At 72.0% G+C, this 16,358-nt stretch carries 13 protein-coding genes; 10 read left to right on the plus strand and 3 right to left on the minus strand.

All coding sequences use genetic code 11. The annotated features are described in order from the left end of the window. Nucleotides 1–29 precede the first annotated feature (29 nt). The 4 genes from ACY0PA_RS25765 (at nt 30) to sucD (ending at nt 5,174) form a co-directional block, all read left to right on the plus strand. The gene (locus ACY0PA_RS25765; RefSeq protein ID WP_473080005.1) at nt 30–983 is read left to right on the plus strand and encodes a hypothetical protein; all 954 of its coding nucleotides are present in this window, start codon (nt 30–32) and stop codon (nt 981–983) included. Nucleotides 984–1,131: 148 nt separating this feature from the next. Next, nucleotides 1,132–2,517, plus strand: coding sequence for a hypothetical protein (locus ACY0PA_RS25770; protein WP_473080006.1), 1,386 nt, complete (start codon nt 1,132–1,134; stop codon nt 2,515–2,517). A gap of 572 nt (nt 2,518–3,089) precedes the next feature. After that, on the plus strand, nt 3,090–4,271 hold the full coding sequence (gene sucC, locus ACY0PA_RS25775) for an ADP-forming succinate--CoA ligase subunit beta (protein ID WP_473080007.1): 1,182 nt from the start codon (nt 3,090–3,092) through the stop codon (nt 4,269–4,271). A gap of 21 nt (nt 4,272–4,292) precedes the next feature. Continuing rightward, nucleotides 4,293–5,174 (plus strand): succinate--CoA ligase subunit alpha, encoded by an 882-nt coding sequence (sucD, locus tag ACY0PA_RS25780; protein WP_100594802.1) that lies wholly within the window; start codon nt 4,293–4,295, stop codon nt 5,172–5,174. 169 nt (nt 5,175–5,343) lie between these two features. On the opposite strand, the gene ACY0PA_RS25785 is transcribed toward sucD, so the two are convergent. After that, nucleotides 5,344–6,540 (minus strand): helix-turn-helix domain-containing protein, encoded by a 1,197-nt coding sequence (locus ACY0PA_RS25785; RefSeq protein WP_473080008.1) that lies wholly within the window; start codon nt 6,538–6,540, stop codon nt 5,344–5,346. 122 nt (nt 6,541–6,662) lie between these two features. Between ACY0PA_RS25785 and ACY0PA_RS25790 the strand changes: the two genes are divergently transcribed. Then, nucleotides 6,663–8,426, plus strand: coding sequence for a cell division protein PerM (locus ACY0PA_RS25790; RefSeq protein ID WP_473086423.1), 1,764 nt, complete (start codon nt 6,663–6,665; stop codon nt 8,424–8,426). Nucleotides 8,427–8,446: 20 nt separating this feature from the next. Here the strand turns inward: ACY0PA_RS25790 and ACY0PA_RS25795 are convergent, their stop codons facing one another. Then, a complete protein-coding gene (locus tag ACY0PA_RS25795) occupies nt 8,447–9,253 on the minus strand; it encodes a hypothetical protein (protein ID WP_473080009.1) in 807 nt (268 codons plus the stop codon). A gap of 212 nt (nt 9,254–9,465) precedes the next feature. Here ACY0PA_RS25795 and purN point away from each other — a divergent pair, with 212 nt between their 5' ends. Together purN and purH are read left to right on the plus strand one after the other, a co-directional pair. Continuing rightward, complete coding sequence (gene purN, locus ACY0PA_RS25800; protein ID WP_100594959.1) at nt 9,466–10,131, plus strand: phosphoribosylglycinamide formyltransferase; 666 nt, start codon at nt 9,466–9,468, stop codon at nt 10,129–10,131. After that, a complete protein-coding gene (gene purH, locus ACY0PA_RS25805; RefSeq protein WP_473080010.1) occupies nt 10,128–11,690 on the plus strand; it encodes a bifunctional phosphoribosylaminoimidazolecarboxamide formyltransferase/IMP cyclohydrolase in 1,563 nt (520 codons plus the stop codon). The genes purN and purH overlap by 4 nt, the downstream gene beginning before the upstream one ends. A gap of 406 nt (nt 11,691–12,096) precedes the next feature. Here purH and ACY0PA_RS25810 read toward each other — a convergent pair whose 3' ends face one another. Next, complete coding sequence (locus ACY0PA_RS25810) at nt 12,097–12,744, minus strand: hypothetical protein (protein ID WP_473080011.1); 648 nt, start codon at nt 12,742–12,744, stop codon at nt 12,097–12,099. A gap of 234 nt (nt 12,745–12,978) precedes the next feature. On the opposite strand from ACY0PA_RS25810, the gene ACY0PA_RS25815 reads away from it, so the two are divergent. The 3 genes from ACY0PA_RS25815 (at nt 12,979) to ACY0PA_RS25825 (ending at nt 16,096) form a co-directional block, all read left to right on the plus strand. After that, nucleotides 12,979–13,842 carry a bifunctional methylenetetrahydrofolate dehydrogenase/methenyltetrahydrofolate cyclohydrolase gene (locus tag ACY0PA_RS25815; protein ID WP_100594794.1) on the plus strand — a complete coding sequence of 288 codons (864 nt, stop codon included), beginning with the start codon at nt 12,979–12,981 and terminating at the stop codon, nt 13,840–13,842. A 37-nt stretch (nt 13,843–13,879) separates the two neighbouring features. Then, nucleotides 13,880–14,299: a DUF3017 domain-containing protein gene (locus tag ACY0PA_RS25820; protein ID WP_473086424.1), complete on the plus strand. Its 420-nt coding sequence runs from the start codon at nt 13,880–13,882 to the stop codon at nt 14,297–14,299. 624 nt (nt 14,300–14,923) lie between these two features. Next, nucleotides 14,924–16,096, plus strand: a complete 1,173-nt coding sequence (locus ACY0PA_RS25825; protein ID WP_473080012.1) for an XRE family transcriptional regulator — start codon at nt 14,924–14,926, stop codon at nt 16,094–16,096. Nucleotides 16,097–16,358: the final 262 nt, after the last annotated feature.

The following is a 16,358-nucleotide window of genomic DNA, read 5'->3' on the forward strand; positions in this document are numbered from 1 at the left end:
GCGCCCCTCGTACGGGAGGGTTCCCCACCTTGACTTCCCCGGTCGCTCTGCCTGTTGCCGCTCTGCGCGTCGTGCGCGCAGCGGCCGGGCGGCGTGCGCTGAACGTGGCGCTCCGGGTGATGTTCCTTGCGGGGGGCCTGATCGTGTTCGGCCTGCTGTGCGGGGGAAGGGCGCATGCGGCGGAGGGAGTTCTGCCGCCGACGGAGGCCGCGGGCGAGCAGGCGGTTCACACAACGGCTCAGACGCCGGTTCACGCACCCGTCCCCGCGCAGGCGGCGCACGGCACGTCTCCCGCCGGCGGTTCCCGAGCCGTCGGGGCCGTGCGGGAACAGGCCGTGGAGCCCGCCCGGAATCGCGTGGTCGAGCCCGTCCGGACCCACGTGACCGAGCCGGTCCGCACTCAGGTCGCCGCACCCGTCGTACGAGGAGTACGCGACGTGCGGGGAACGGCCCAGGGAGCGGTGCGGGAAGAGGTCCGGGAAGTGGGGGAGTTCGTCGGCGGGCTCGCCGCCGAGGCTCCGCCGCGGTTCCTGCCGGGTCCGCCGTCGACGCCAGGGCTGCCCGGCATCCCGGGGCAGATCGGCGCCCCCGGTCAGCCCGGGAACGGCGCGCACACGGCACCGGCTCCGAGCGCCGGGGTCCATGCGGCCGCCGGGCACAGTGACGGCGCGAGGCCCGGCAAGCGAGAAGCAGCCGTGCCCGTGGGCGACGTGTTCGCCTCGGCCGGCGACAACGCCGTACCCGCGCCAACCCCGGCCACAAAGACGGCCGGCAGTCCGACTCCCGCCCCCGCACCCGCGTTCCCGAGTGGCAGCGCGGTCGGTCAGTCGGCGGGGGACGGCAGCACGACGCGGCACTCCGATCTCGCCGCGGCAGCGTTCGGCAGCGGCGCGACGGCCCGGCTGCTGCCCGGAGCGACGGCGTCCTCCCACGCCGCCCCCACCCGCGACAGACACCGAGACATCCCCGAATTCCCCGGCTAGGGCAGCCCGTTTCCCCGCACGTGACCTGCCGCGCGGGGGCGGCACAGGTCTGCCCGCCGGCCGGACCACTCCGGCCGGACGCCGCCGGCCCATCGCTGGACCTCCAGCGCGGGACCGGACATGAGAATTTGAAGGATCTGACGCAAGCATGAACAAGAACATCCGCCGTTCCATCGTGATAGCCGCCGGCGTCTCCGGTGCGTGGGCGCTCGGCTCCGCCGTCGCCAGCGCCGACGAAATGCCCGCCCACTCCGTGGCGGTACCGGACCTGGCCGGTGACGTGGTCGCCGACGTCGAGGGCACGGTCTCCCACGTCCAGGGCACCGTCGACGACGTCACGCAGGGCACCGTCGGCTCGGTCACCGACAAGGCCCAGGACACCGTGGCGGGCGTGACCGGCCAGACCCGGACGACCGCGTCCGGCGCGGTCTCCAACGTCTCCGGAACCGTCTCCGGCACCGCCGCCGAGGCCGCGCCCCAGGCCGGTCCCGCCGTCGCCGGGGCCCACGGCGCGGTCCGCCACACCGACGCCCGGGTCGAGGCCGCCGCCGCACACGCCAAGCAGCAGGCCCGGACCTACGTCGAGGGCGTCACCGGCGTCGCCGACACCGCCCGCACCGCCGCCGCCCGCGCCGCACACGCCCGCACCGCCGGGGTCCCGAACGTGTCGGCCGACGCCGTCGCGCAGAACGCCGGCGCCCGGGCCGGAGCCGTACAGGACGGCGCCACGCAGGAGATCGACTACCTGTTCGGCCCCCTGGCCGCGTTCGCCCCCGACGTCGACCGCACGGTGACCGGCGCGCAGGGCCACGTCCAGGGCGCCACCACCCAGGCCGAGGGCATCGCCGCCCAGGCGTACGGCACCGCGGCGCAGGTCCCGGGCTACGCCCAGAACGTCCCGGCCACCGCCTCCGGCACCGTCGGCGCAGTGACCACGGCCGCCGGTCCCGTCGTCGACGAGACCTCCGCCGCGGTGCTGCCCCCCATCGCCGCGACCGCCGTCCACGGCGTGGTCCCGGTCGCGGGCCAGGCGGTCGGTGACGTCGGCACGCTCGCGGGCGGTGCGGTCGGCGGCGTGACGCCGTTCGCCGGTGGCACCGTCAGCCACGTCACGCCGTTCGCGGACGGGGTCGCGGGCCAGGTCCAGCCCTTCGCGCAGTCGGTCGTCGCTCACGACGTGCAGCCGTTCGCGGGCGGGGTCGTCGGCGCGGTCCAGCCCTTCGTGCAGGCCGTGTACGACCAGGTGCAGCCGGTCGTGCAGGGCGTCGGCGGCAGCGCGGAGTACCTGGCGCAGGGCGTCGTGGGCGACGTGACGCCGTTCGCTGGTGGTGTGGTCGGCGACGTGACGCCGTTCGCGGGCGGGGTCGTCGGTGAGGTCTCGCCGTTCGCGCAGAACCTGACCGGTACGGTCGGCGCCGACGCGCAGCCGCTCGCCGGGAACGCGGTCCAGGGCGTCCAGGGCGTGGCCGCCTCGGTCGCCCCGAGCTACCTGACGAACGCCACGGACGCCGCCGCCAACAGCATCGGTATCTGAGGCGCCGCGGACGCTCTCCGTCCGAAGTCCGTATCTGCAGTCCGTATCTGCAGTCCGTATCTGCAGTCCGTACCTGTAGTCCGTACCTGTAGTCCGTGTCTGCAGTCCGTCCGGCGCAGCCGCGGCACGCGTCGGCGGACTGAAGCGGACTGAATACGTCGTCTGCGGGCAGCCGGGGACCGGAGTGACAAGCCGGGCCCGGCCCGGCAGATGGCGGCGGGTGGTCCCCATTGGGGTGAGGATCACCCGCCCGGGCCCTTCCCAGCCCGGCGGCAGGGCCCTCCAGGTTCTCCCACCGGGTCTTTCAGGGGCTCTCAGGGGCCCCACCGGGCGCACCCCAGGCCGGTGGGGCCCCGATCTGTGACTGTTATCACCGCCCAGGTGTGATCTGCGATTTAGGGACCCCGGGCGAGCGGCGATAACCTGCGAGACGGACATGCCGCGTACCGGACTCCGTCCTACGCCTCCCCTGTGACAGCGCAGTCACGTTGCCCTTCGCGGCACGCCCACGCAGACAGCTGACCACAAAGCAGCGAGATCGCAGCGAGATCACGGAAAAGGGACGGACGCGCGTGGACCTGTTCGAGTACCAGGCGAGGGACCTCTTCGCCAAGCACGGTGTACCGGTGCTGGCCGGTGAAGTCATCGACACGCCTGAGGCGGCGCGCCAGGCCACCGAGAAGCTGGGCGGCAAGTCGGTCGTCAAGGCGCAGGTGAAGGTCGGCGGCCGTGGCAAGGCAGGCGGCGTCAAGCTCGCCGCCACCCCGGACGAGGCCGTCGCCCGCGCGACGGACATCCTCGGGATGGACATCAAGGGCCACACGGTCCACAAGGTGATGATCGCCGAGACCGCTCCGGAGATCCTCGAGGAGTACTACGTCTCGTACCTCCTCGACCGCACCAACCGCACCTTCCTCGCCATGGCGTCCGTCCAGGGCGGCGTGGAGATCGAGGTCGTCGCGGAGGAGAACCCCGACGCCCTCGCGAAGGTGCCGGTGGACGCCAACGAGGGTGTCTCCAAGGAGAAGGCCCAGGAGATCGTCGCCCAGGCGAAGTTCCCGGCCGAGGTCGCCGACCAGGTCGCCGACATCCTCGTCACCCTGTGGGACACCTTCATCAAGGAGGACGCCCTCCTCGTCGAGGTGAACCCGCTCGCCAAGGTCGCCTCCGGCAAGGTCATCGCCCTTGACGGCAAGGTCTCCCTCGACGAGAACGCCGACTTCCGCCAGCCCGAGCACGAGGCGCTCGAGGACAAGGACGCAGCCAACCCGCTCGAGGCTGCTGCCAAGGCCAAGAACCTCAACTACGTCAAGCTCGACGGCGAGGTCGGCATCATCGGTAACGGTGCCGGTCTGGTCATGTCGACCCTGGACGTCGTCGCGTACGCCGGTGAGAACCACGGCAACGTGAAGCCGGCCAACTTCCTCGACATCGGTGGCGGCGCGTCCGCCCAGGTGATGGCGAACGGCCTGGAGATCATCCTCGGCGACCCGGACGTCAAGTCCGTGTTCGTCAACGTCTTCGGCGGCATCACCGCCTGCGACGAGGTCGCCAACGGCATCGTGCAGGCCCTGGCGCTCCTCGCCGACAAGGGCGAAGAGGTCACCAAGCCGCTGGTCGTGCGACTCGACGGCAACAACGCGGAGCTGGGTCGCCAGATCCTCAGCGACGCCAACCACCCGCTCGTCCAGCGTGTGGACACCATGGACGGCGCGGCCGACAAGGCCGCCGAGCTCGCCGCGGCTGCGAAGTAAGGAAGAGGGACTCAGACCACCATGGCTATCTTCCTCACCAAGGACAGCAAGGTCATCGTCCAGGGCATGACCGGTGCCACGGGCATGAAGCACACCAAGCTCATGCTCGGTGACGGCACGAACATCGTCGGCGGCGTGAACCCGCGCAAGGCCGGCACCTCCGTCGACTTCGACGGCACCGAGGTCCCGGTCTTCGGCACGGTCAAGGAGGCCATGGAGAAGACGGGCGCCAACGTCTCCGTCCTCTTCGTGCCCCCGGCCTTCTCCAAGGCCGCCGTCGTCGAGGCGATCGACGCCGAGATCCCCCTCGCGGTCGTCATCACCGAGGGCATCGCCGTCCACGACTCCGCCGCCTTCTGGGCGTACGCGAAGTCGAAGGGCAACAAGACCCGCATCATCGGCCCGAACTGCCCCGGTCTCATCACCCCGGGCCAGTCGAACGCCGGCATCATCCCGGGCGACATCACGAAGCCGGGCCGCATCGGCCTGGTCTCGAAGTCCGGCACGCTGACGTACCAGATGATGTACGAGCTCCGTGACCTCGGCTTCTCGTCCGCCGTCGGCATCGGTGGCGACCCGGTCATCGGTACGACGCACATCGACGCCCTCGAGGCGTTCGAGGCCGACCCCGACACCGACCTGATCGTCATGATCGGCGAGATCGGCGGCGACGCCGAGGAGCGTGCGGCGGACTACATCGCCAAGCACGTCACCAAGCCGGTCGTCGGCTACGTCGCGGGCTTCACCGCCCCCGAGGGCAAGACGATGGGTCACGCGGGCGCGATCGTGTCCGGCTCTTCTGGCACCGCACAGGCCAAGAAGGAGGCCCTCGAGGCCGCCGGCGTGAAGGTCGGCAAGACGCCGACCGAGACGGCCAAGCTGGCGCGTGAGCTGCTCTCGTAGTTCCGCCACCTGCCTGACATCAGTGGGCCCGCACCCTTTCGGGGGTGCGGGCCCACTGTCGTTGCGTCTGTAGAGGAAGAACCCTGTACGGGAACCCTGTACGGAACCCTGTGAGAGAACCACGTGCGGGGAGTGCGTCCCGGAGCCTGTCCGGGAAGCCCGTCGGGGCTCAGTCGGCCGCGGGGGCGAGGCGGTGGGGGCCGTTTCGTGTCGACTTGTGCAGCTTGTCGCGCAGCTTCTTGTCCGCCTGTGTGAGCGGTCCCGACCCTGTCCGCGGCGGTACTCCGGTGATCATGGAGCCGGGGGCGGGGACCGGTTCGTAACGGGTCGGCGCGGTGCGCAGCGTGAGGGTCGTCGCGCCGATGATCAGGACGGTGAAGGCGATGGCCGAGCGGGTCCAGAAGCGGGTCCGGCGCTCGCCCTCCGTGCGGACCAGGGTCGACTTGGGGGCCTGGAGCTTCTCGGCGCCCGCGAGTTCGGTCAGGCGCCGGTGGAGCTGGTCGGGTACGGCGAGGGCGGGCAGCCGCTCGGCTACGGCCTCCCGCGCGTGGAGCAGCCGCTTCGCCGCAGCGGGCGTGGTGGCCTCCGTCTCGGCGGCGGTCTCGGGCAGATCGAGCCCGACCCCGTCGTAGAGCAGGAGGGTGCGACGGTACGTGGACGGCAGGCTCAGGAGTACGTCGAGCAGCGCGCGGTGGTCGGCGTCGGCGGGCGGCGCCTCGGGGTGCCGGTGGCTCGGGCGGAGCCGGTGCCAGGGCGACATGGCGTACTCGTACGCGGCGGACCTGACCCAGCCGACGGGATCGCGGTCCACGGCGACCTCGGGCCAGCGCTGCCAGGCGAACTGGAAGGCGCGCTCCACGGACTCCCTGGCGAGGGTGCGGCGGCCGGTGAGGAGGTAGGCCTGGCGGACCAGGCCGGGGGCCGCGTGGGTGTAGAGCCGGTCGAAGGCCTCGGTGGCGTCCTCAGGGGACTGCGCCGGGCTCGGGCTCCCGCCCGCTTCGGCTGTGGCCGCGGGCCGCCCCCACTGTCCGCCGCGCTCCTGGCCCCGGTCGAGCGGGGCGGAGTCCCAGCGTCCGACGGAGCGTCTGGTCCGGGCGGGGGATGTCGTGGAGGTGGCTGCCGCCTTGGCGGTGACCGTTGTCCTGGCGGCCGGCGCTTGTCTCTCCGCCTCGATGTCCGCCAGGAACGTCGCGTACGCCTCCCCCTTGCGGCCCCTAGGGGTGGTCCGGCCGGATTCCCAGGAGCGGACCGTTTCGCGGGTGACGCCCAATTGCGCGGCGACCTGAGCCTGAGTCAGGGACTTCGACTCGCGGAGTTTGCGGCGCTCGTCGGGGGCCGGCAGCGGGGAGGCGGGGCTCTGCGTCATAGGGGACTCCACACACCCTTTCGCATGAATAAGTACATAAACGTATCTTGAGCGACACTTCCGGTCTTCGCCTGTTACGCGAATAAAACGAGCATCGTTGGGAGCATGGCCGCGTGACCCAAATGACCGACCGTGGCCTGTCGTTGCCGCTCCTGCTCTCCCGCGTGCGTGACCGCTCCCCGGGGCCCGCCGCCTGCCTGCTCGGCGGGGTCGTCGCGGCCGGCCTCGGACTCGGTTCGTCCGCCGTGCTCGTCATGGTGCTGTGGATCAGCTCGCCCTACCCGGACAGCGGTCCCGGCGGGGCCCTGCACGCCGCCGCAGCCCTGTGGCTGCTCGCGCACGGGGCCGAGGTCGTCAGGACGGACACGCTCTCGGGGACCCCGGCGCCGATCGGCGTCGCGCCACTGCTCCTTCTGGTGATTCCGGTGTGGCTGCTGCACCGCGCGGGGCGTGACGCGGTGGAGGGCGCCGACGACGGGGACGCGCCGCAGACGGCCTGGCGGACCGCGTGGTGCGGGGTCGTGATCGGGTATCTGCTGGTGGGGGGCGGAGCCGCGTTCTACGCGTCGGGTGGTGAGCTGCGGCCGTCCTGGCCGAGCGTCACCGCGCATTTGACGGTCGTCGCCGTGGCCGCCGCGGGCGCCGGTATCTGGACGGCCCACGGCCGCCCGGACATCCCGCTGCCCGCGCTCCTGCGCCATCGTCTCGACGCCGTCCAGGACGGCGAGCGCGAGGTGTTCGTACGACGTCTGCTGCCGGTCGCCGCGCGGGCCGCGGCCGCCGGGGCGCTCGTGCTCGTGGCGGGCGGCGCGCTGGTCGTGGCGGCGTCGACGGTGTGGCACGCCGAGGCGGTGCGGCATTCGTTCGAGCAGCTCACGGACGTGTGGTCGGGTCGGGCCGCGGTGCTCCTGCTGGCCGCCGCGCTGGTGCCGAACGCGGCGGTGTGGGGCGCCGCGTACGCGCTCGGTCCCGGCTTCGCGCTCGGCGGGGGGAGCGTGGCCGGGCCGCTCGGGGTGTCGTCGGGGCCGCTGCTGCCCGCCTTTCCGCTGCTCGCGGCGGTGCCGGAGCCGGGCCCCGGGTCGACGCTCAACTGGTCGGCGGGAGCGGTGCCGGTCGTGGCCGGGCTGACGCTGGCGTGGTTCGTGGCGGGGGCGGCGGCGCCCCGGCACGGGGAGCGGGACGAGGCGTGGTCGCGGGGGCGTACGGCGATGGCGGCGGGCGTCGCGGCGTTGCTGTGCGGGCTGGCCTTCGCGGGGCTCGCAGGGGCGGCCGGCGGTCCGATGGGCGTCGCGGGGCTCGCGGAGTTCGGGCCCGTCGGGTGGCTGACGGGGCTCGCGGCGGCGGGGTGGACGGCGCTGGTGGGGGTGCCGGTGACGGTGGGGCTGCGGGCGTGGCGGGTCAGGGTGCCGCGCGATGAGCGGGTCGGCGAAACGGGCGGGGAACGGGCCGGGGAATCGGCTGAGGAGCGGGCCGAGGAATCCCTCGAGGAGCGGGCGCCGTCGTGGTGGCGGCGCCCCCGGATCCCGTCGCCGAGGAACTGGCTGCCGCGACGGCGCCGGGAGGGGGCGGCGCAGGCCGGTCAGGCCCCGTCGGGCGACGCCGCGTTCGAGCTGTACGACTTCTTTCCCGCGGACCCGTTCTCCGCCGACCCCTTCTCCGTAGACCCCTTCCCGGGCGGGCCCGTCCGGGTGGGCGACGCCTGGCCGGGCGAGGCCACCAGGGAAGCGCGCTGGGCAGCGCTCAAGGAGGCGTCCGACACGAGCAGGGATACGGAATCCGACACGAGCAGGGACACGGACCCGGAGGCGGGCGCGAGCAGCACCCTGGGCGCGGACAGCAACCCGGGCGCGGCCCCCGAAGAGCCCCGCCCGCCGGACACTCCCTAGGGGGTCCCTAGGGGGCGTCCCTAGTCGCGCGTGCCGAGCAGTGTGCGCAGTTCCTTCGGGAGCTTGTCGTCGCACGCCTTCTGGGACGTGCTGGTCAGAGCGTCGTTCACGCACGTGTAGTAGTCGCTGTAGACCAGCTGGGCCGTGAACGTGGCGGCGACCAGGGCCAGGGCGAGGGAGCCGGTGACCAGGCCGCTGACGGCCGCCGTGGTCTGCGGTCTCGAACCGGCGGCGGGACCGGTGGGCGCCGGGGCGTCCGGGTTCGGCGTGCGGGGCTTGGCGCGCAGAGCGGTGATGCCCCAGTACAGGGCGAGCGCGCCGAGCAGCAAAGCCACGTAAGGCCAGCTGAACAGGGCGAAGAAGAAGCCCCACATGCCGGAGAGCAGTGCGAAGCGAGCGCGGCGCTGGGCCGGGTCCGTCGGATCCCAGCGCATGCCGGAGCCGGGCCCCTGGGGGCCGTCGGGTCCGCCCTGACCGCCCGGACCGCCGCCCTGGCCGGGACGGTCGCCGAAGCGGCCGCCCTGGGCGCGGCCAGGCTGCCGGTCGCTCCACTGGCCGCCCCACGAGTTCCGGTCCCCGCCAGACCCCTCGCCCTGGCCGTCCTGACCACCCTCGGGGCGGCGCGGCTGCCATGGGCGGTCGGGCGAGCCCTCCGGCGGCGGCGCGAACGGGTTGTCGTCCTTGGAAGGCTTGGAGGGCTGGGACGGCTTGGAGGAATCGGAGGGCTGGGGCGGTGTGTCCTGGGGCGGAGGAGGCGTGGGACGGCCTTCGCGCAACAGGGTCGAGCCGGCGGGCAGCAGCGGCAGGCGGAGGCTTCGGTCCGGCATCAGGTGTGCGTCTTCCCCTAGATCGATCGTGGCGCGGCTGCGGGCGAGCCCGTCCTGAAGTGAACGTCCCGCAAGCGGGCGGCGTTCCTTCGGTGGCGAATCCGCCACAGACGCTACCTTCCGGCCGCGCCCCCGTCCCGTGGGGGCCGCTCCATGTGCCGGTATCGTTGCTGACGGTCGACCGCTTCGTAGAGTTCCCCGTATCGGGAACCATGAAGCCTTTGTGCGACCCTACAAACGCACTCCCGAGAAAGGCCCTCGCTGTGGCCAAGCGGCTCGTCGTGCTGGTCTCCGGATCAGGCACGAATCTGCAGGCTCTGCTCGACGCCCTCGCGGCCGAGGGCGCGGAGGGTTACGGCGCCGAGATCGTGGCCGTCGGCGCCGACCGTGACTCCATCGCCGGGCTCGAGCGCGCCGAGCGCGCCGGGCTGCCCACCTTCGTCTGCCGGGTGAAGGACTTCGCCACCCGCGAGGAGTGGGACCGGGCGCTCGCCGAGGCCACGGCGGCGTACGAGCCGGACCTCGTGGTCTCGGCCGGTTTCATGAAGATCGTGGGCAAGGAGTTCCTCGCCCGGTTCGGCGGGCGGTTCGTGAACACGCATCCCGCCCTGCTCCCCAGTTTTCCCGGAGCCCATGGTGTGCGCGACGCGCTCGCGTACGGCGCCAAGGTCACCGGATGCACCGTCCACTTCGTCGACGACGGGGTCGACACCGGCCCGATCATCGCCCAGGGCGTGGTCGAGGTCCGGGACGAGGACGACGCGAGCGCTCTGCACGAGCGCATCAAGGAAGTCGAGCGCAGGCTGCTCGTCGATGTCGTGGGGCGTCTGGCCCGCAACGGCTATCGCATTGAGGGACGAAAGGTAGTTATCCAGTGACCGCCGAGAGCAACAAGCGGCCCATTCGCCGGGCGCTCGTCAGCGTCTACGACAAGACCGGTCTGGAAGACCTCGCGCGTGGGCTGCACGAGGCGGGCGTGGAGCTGGTGTCGACCGGCTCGACCGCTGCGAAGATCGCCGCCGCCGGGGTGCCCGTCACCAAGGTCGAGGAGCTCACGGGCTTCCCCGAGTGCCTCGACGGGCGTGTCAAGACGCTGCACCCGAAGATCCACGCGGGCATCCTCGCCGACCTGCGCCTGGAGGACCACCGGCGCCAGCTCGACGAGCTCGGCGTGGAGCCCTTCCAGCTCGTCGTCGTGAACCTGTACCCCTTCAAGGAGACCGTCGCCTCGGGCGCCACTCCCGACGAGTGCGTCGAGCAGATCGACATCGGCGGCCCCTCGATGGTGCGCGCCGCCGCCAAGAACCACCCGTCGGTGGCCGTCGTCACCAGCCCCGCCCGGTACGCCGACGTCCTCTCGGCCGTTCGCGACGGCGGCTTTGACCTGACCGCCCGCAAGCGCCTCGCCGGCGAGGCCTTCCAGCACACGGCGGCGTACGACGTCGCGGTCGCGTCCTGGTTCGCCGACGGTTACGCGGCCGCCGACGAGAGCGGCCTCCCCGAGTTCCTCGGCGCGACGTACGGGCGCAAGAACGTCCTGCGCTACGGCGAGAACCCGCACCAGGCCGCCGCCCTCTACGTCGACGGCACCGGCGGTCTCGCGGAGGCCGAGCAGCTGCACGGCAAGGAGATGTCGTACAACAACTACACGGACACGGACGCCGCGCGCCGTGCCGCGTACGACCACGACGACCCGTGCGTCGCGATCATCAAGCACGCCAACCCGTGCGGCATCGCGGTCGCGTCGAGCGTCGCCGAGGCGCACCGCAAGGCGCACGCCTGCGACCCGATGTCCGCGTTCGGCGGCGTCATCGCCGTCAACCGGCCGGTGACGAAGGAGATGGCAGAGCAGGTCGCGGACATCTTCACCGAGGTCATCGTCGCGCCCGAGTACGAGGACGGCGCGCTCGAGGCCCTCACCAAGAAGAAGAACATCCGCGTGCTGCGCGCCCACCAGGGCCCGTCGGCGACCGTCGAGACGAAGCAGATCGACGGTGGCGCGCTCCTCCAGGTCACCGACCGTGTCCAGGCCGACGGTGACAACCCGGCGAGCTGGACCCTCGCGACGGGCGACGCGCTGTCCCCGGGCGAGCTCGACGAGCTGGCGTTCGCCTGGAAGGCGTGCCGCGCGGTGAAGAGCAACGCGATTCTGCTGGCCAAGGACGGCGCCTCGGTCGGCGTCGGCATGGGCCAGGTCAACCGCGTCGACTCCTGCAAGCTGGCCGTGGAGCGCGCGGGCGCGGAGCGGGCGCGTGGCTCCTTCGCCGCGTCGGACGCGTTCTTCCCGTTCCCGGACGGGCCGCAGATCCTGATCGACGCCGGTGTGAAGGCGATCGTCCAGCCCGGCGGCTCCATCCGTGACGAGCAGGTCATCGAGGCCGCGAAGAAGGCGGGCGTGACGATGTACTTCACCGGCACGCGCCACTTCTTCCACTGAGCCCCGTTCAGCGGCACACCACCGCGGGCCGTGCCTTCCCCCGTGAAGGCACGGCCCGCGGTCGTTCCCCGTGGCGCTGCGGCTGTCAGGCTCCGCAGGGCTGGAGGGACCAGATCGGGCCCCACGTCGCCCGGCCGGACTGGTAGGCCGCGGACGTCCAGCGGACGCTGCCGTCCTTGTTGCAGAACTTCGCGACGGTGCGGGGCGTGTGGTTTTTGATGAACGGGCAGTCACCGGTCCGTTCGTGGGACGTGGACGTTTCCCCCGTTCCCAGTGCGAGGGGACGGCGAAGGGCCGCGCTCCCCTTGTGACGGGAGAGAGCGGCCCTTACGGGTGAAGGGAGCGAAACGCCTGGTTCGCCGCGAACGCGATGGTGACGCGATCAGTTACGTGATCAGTAACGCGATCAGTAACGCGGGCGGTTGAACCAGGTGGAGGCGGCGCTGTTCACCATGGAGCCGAGGATGATGCCGGCGATGGCGAGCGAGATGAGTCCACCGAAGGTGCCCGAACCGCCGGCGCCGTTGATGGTGTTCACGAGACCACCGATGATCATCAGCGACGCGTAGACGATCGTCGTGATGCGGATGCCGGAGCCGCCGTTCTTGAACTTGACGCCCAGGAAGATCGACAGGGCGCCGAGGGCCACCAGGAGCCCGGCGACGAGGAAGCCGAGCCCGGCGAGGGTGTCCGTGCTGTCACCCGAGCCGACGCCGTTGGACACGTCCTGGACCGCGCCGATGGTGACGCCCGCGATGATGCCGAACAGGAGCTGGAAGCCGGCGAGGATGAAGAGGAGCACGCGCGCGGTCTTCATCAGGCCGGGCATCTCGATCGGCATCTGGTTGCCGCCGGGGAAGCCGGGGTACGCGGGCTGGCCCTGCGGGTAGCCGTAACCGGGCTGCTGCGGGGGCTGCTGGGGCTGCTGGGGCTGTCCCTGCGGGTACCCGTAGCCGGGCTGCTGCGGGGGCTGGCCCTGCGGGGCCTGGGGCGGGTAGCCGGGCTGCTGGCCCTGCGGCGGACCGTAGGGGTTGTTCGGGTCGCCGAAGCTCATGGATTTTCCTCCGTTGCCTTAGTGCGGGGACAACGCGCAACACCAAGCGGAGGAAAGTTCTACAGAGCGGTCGTCCCCCCGGTACTGCCCGCGGCACTGTTGCCGCTCATCGTTCTTTAGGTGCGGCTTATTTGTCCAGCCGCATTCCGTATGCGTTGTGGAAGTGCAACAACGGTGATCAAGCTGGGACGCCCGGATTGGAACCAGGACGGTGCCATCCGCGAAGATGGGGGCATGACCGCCCAGATTCTCGATGGCAAGGCCACCGCAGCCACGATCAAGTCCGATCTGTCCGCCCGCGTGGCGGCCCTGAGGGAGAAGGGCGTCACGCCCGGCCTCGGCACCGTCCTGGTCGGTGAGGACCCGGGCAGCCAGAAGTACGTCGCGGGCAAGCACCGCGACTGCGCCCAGGTCGGCATCGCCTCCATCCAGCGCCACCTGCCGGCCACCGCCACGCAGGAGGAGATCGAGGCGGTCGTCCGCGAGCTCAACGAGGACCCCGCCTGCACCGGCTACATCGTCCAGCTCCCGCTGCCCAAGGGCATCGACGAGAACCGCATCCTGGAGCTGATGGACCCGGCCAAGGACGCGGACGGCCTGCACCCGATGAACCTCGGCCGCCTCGTCCTGAACGAGCCGGCGCCGTTGCCCTGCACCCCCTTCGGCATCATCACGCTGCTGCGCGAGCACGGCGTGGAGATCAACGGCGCGGAGGTCGTGGTCGTCGGCCGCGGCGTCACCATCGGCCGCCCGATGCCGCTGCTGCTCACCCGCAAGTCCGAGAACGCGACGGTCACCCAGTGCCACACCGGCACCCGTGACCTGGCCGCCCACCTCAAGCGCGCCGACATCGTCGTGGCCGCCGCGGGCGTCCCGCACCTGATCAAGCCCGAGGACATCAAGCCGGGCGCCGCCGTGCTCGACGTCGGCGTCTCGCGCGACGAGAACGGCAAGATCGTCGGCGATGTGCACCCGGGCGTCACCGAGGTCGCCGGGTGGATCTCTCCGAACCCGGGCGGCGTCGGCCCCATGACCCGTGCCCAGCTCCTCGTGAACGTCGTCGAGGCCGCCGAACGGAACGCGAACGGTGTCGGCTGACGCCGGCACCGGCACCCCGGAAGGCGCCGAGGGTGCGGTGACGGCTCCGGGCGCCGAAGGGGAGCCGCGGCGTGCCTCGCGCCGGTTCCCGCGCTTCACCAGGGACACCGCGCGCCCCGAGGGCGGCGGCCGCGCGGCGCCGGGTGACGCCCCGGCCCCGGCGCGCCAGTGGCCGGTCCTCGCGGTGATCTCGCTGGTGGGCGTCGGACTGCTGCTCACCGCGTTCGACCTGTTCCGCGTCGGGACGCTGCTGATCGGCGTCGCCCTCATCGGCGGTGCGGTGCTGCGCTGGACGCTCCCGTCCGTGGGCATGCTCGCGGTGCGCTCCCGTTTCACCGACATGGTGACGTACGGGTTCCTGGGTGTCGTCATCGTGCTGCTCGCGCTGATGGTGGAGCCGAATCCCTTGCTGGTCATCCCGTTCCTGGACGACACGCTGCACTTCACGATCAGCTGACGCCCGCAGCGCGCACAAAGGCGGCGCCCGTCCTCTCCCCCGAGGGAGGACGGGCGCCGCCGTTCTTTGGGGCCGGAGACTTTCCGAGGAGAGCTCCCTGCCGTGGTCATCAGAGTCATGGACGCGTCAGGTGGGCTTCAAGGTCGAGCGGGCCGCTGTGGCACGGAAGTGACCATTCCGCCACGGTGTGCGAGGACGGCAACGAACGGTCTGCCGGGGGCTTCCCGTAATGCGCTATTCCTCCTGTGCCGAAGTGTGTTGATGTAACGACAAGTTCATGGATTTACCGTCAGCTGCCTCAACGGCGGGGCTAACGTGGGCAATCGGGACGGTCCGGGGCGACCCAGGCGCTGAGCCGGGGCGTTCGGGGTTCCGCGAGGGGGGTGGGGGACCCCGGTGGGACACTGGACCGTGGGCCTCCGGTCGTGCAACGGTGCACGCCGGTGGGCCGAACGCCGTCGAATGCCCCCGTGCGCCCCCGCCTCCGGAACTGACATCCTGACTTCGCGCATCCCACTGGGTAGCCAGAGTGGGCCGGTGAAGCCAACGCCGGCCGAGGGCAGCGCGAGGGGTGCGGTGCGGCGCGGGGGATCAGGGCACGTACGGGGGGAATAGGGGGAAGCAATGCCTCGTTGGAGGGCGCTACCGGATGAACTCGACCCGCAGGTCAGGGAGTTCGCAAGCCAGCTCCGCAGGCTCGTCGACCGCAGCGGTCTGAGCATCGCAGCGGTCGCGGACCGCACCGGGTACAGCAAGACGTCCTGGGAGCGGTATCTGAACGGCCGGCTGCTCGCGCCCAAGCGCGCGATCGTGACCCTGGCCGAGGTGACGGGCACCAATCCGGTCCATCTGACCACCATGTGGGAGCTCGCGGAGCGCGCCTGGAGCCGCTCCGAGATGCGTCACGACATGACGATGGAGGCGATACGGATCTCCCAGGCGCGCGCGGCGCTCGGGGAGTTCGGACCGACGGCCACGAAGAACGGCAAGAACGGCAGCGGGGGCGCGGGCGGCGGCAGCAGGACGGCGGCCAGGCCGTCCGGCGGCGGCGCGACCGGCGTCGCGGGGCCCGCGGGCGTCGCGCCGACCGTGCCGCCACAGGGGCAGGCTCCCCTGGCGGACTCGGTGCCGTACGGGAGCGAGAGGGAGCAGGGGTTCCGTCCGGGGGAGCGCGCCGGGGAAGGCGTTCCGTACACGAACGGGGCGGGGGCCTACGCGCCCGCGGGGGCCCCCGCGGGCGGCGGTGGCGGACGGGCCGGGCAGCCGGGGGCGGGCGGCGGTTCGCCGGACCGGCAGCGGCGCAAGCGCCGGCTGACGATGTTCCTCGCGGGCGTCGTGGGCGCGCTCGTCGTCATCGCCGCGGCCGTGTACCTCACGGACGCGGGCAAGGACGGCAAGGACGACGACGCGAAGCCGGAGGCGACGCCGACCAGCAGGGCCCCCGAACTGCCCGCGGGAGTTCAGTGCAGCGGCAAGGACTGCACCGGCAAGGACCCCGAGGCGATGGGCTGCGGCGGTGAGTTCGCGCGGACCACGGACTCCGTGCTCGTCGGCCAGGCCAAGATCGAGGTCCGCTACAGCAAGACGTGCGGGGCCGCGTGGGCGCGCATCACGCAGGCGGCGCCGGGCGACGAGGTCCGTATCCAGCGGGCCGGAACGACCGGAACGACCGGGGCGCAGAAGGGCACGGTCAACGCGGACCTCGACGCGTACACCCCGATGGTGGCCGTCACGAAGGCGAGCGAGGCGAAGGCCTGCGCGACGCTGAAGGCGGGCCGGCAGGGCTGCACGCAGTAGGGACAGGCGCGGCGCAGGACCGTGGCGGAGGTGCCGCGGAATTCTTTGCGAGATGGGGGCATGCCTGCCCCGGACCGGGGCAGGCGGAGGAGTACCCCCACGGGAGCAGTCACCAAGTGGCGCCCCCCACAGGCGGCCGTCTGCCCACCTCTCCCGAGCAGGCGGCCGCCTGCCGTTGCGTCACCTCTCGCTCCGCGTCACCTGTTTGGTCGACGGGAGCGGGTGTTCTGTGGGGCGGGCCACATGTACCCGGAGGTGCGGG

It is taken from the genome of Streptomyces sp. DS1-CR2 (assembly GCF_055760475.1).

What these genes read in the sequence shown, in the direction of transcription:
- ACY0PA_RS25795 (WP_473080009.1), bottom strand. Translation starts at nt 9,253, where the DNA reads ATGCCGGACCGAAGCCTCCGCCTGCCGCTGCTGCCCGCCGGCTCGACC.
- ACY0PA_RS25785 (WP_473080008.1), bottom strand. Translation starts at nt 6,540, where the DNA reads ATGACGCAGAGCCCCGCCTCCCCGCTGCCGGCCCCCGACGAGCGCCGC.
- ACY0PA_RS25810 (WP_473080011.1), bottom strand. Translation starts at nt 12,744, where the DNA reads ATGAGCTTCGGCGACCCGAACAACCCCTACGGTCCGCCGCAGGGCCAG.
- ACY0PA_RS25770 (WP_473080006.1), top strand. Translation starts at nt 1,132, where the DNA reads ATGAACAAGAACATCCGCCGTTCCATCGTGATAGCCGCCGGCGTCTCC.
- ACY0PA_RS25825 (WP_473080012.1), top strand. Translation starts at nt 14,924, where the DNA reads ATGCCTCGTTGGAGGGCGCTACCGGATGAACTCGACCCGCAGGTCAGG.
- purN (WP_100594959.1), top strand. Translation starts at nt 9,466, where the DNA reads ATGAAGCCTTTGTGCGACCCTACAAACGCACTCCCGAGAAAGGCCCTC.
- ACY0PA_RS25790 (WP_473086423.1), top strand. Translation starts at nt 6,663, where the DNA reads ATGACCGACCGTGGCCTGTCGTTGCCGCTCCTGCTCTCCCGCGTGCGT.
- sucD (WP_100594802.1), top strand. Translation starts at nt 4,293, where the DNA reads ATGGCTATCTTCCTCACCAAGGACAGCAAGGTCATCGTCCAGGGCATG.
- ACY0PA_RS25815 (WP_100594794.1), top strand. Translation starts at nt 12,979, where the DNA reads ATGACCGCCCAGATTCTCGATGGCAAGGCCACCGCAGCCACGATCAAG.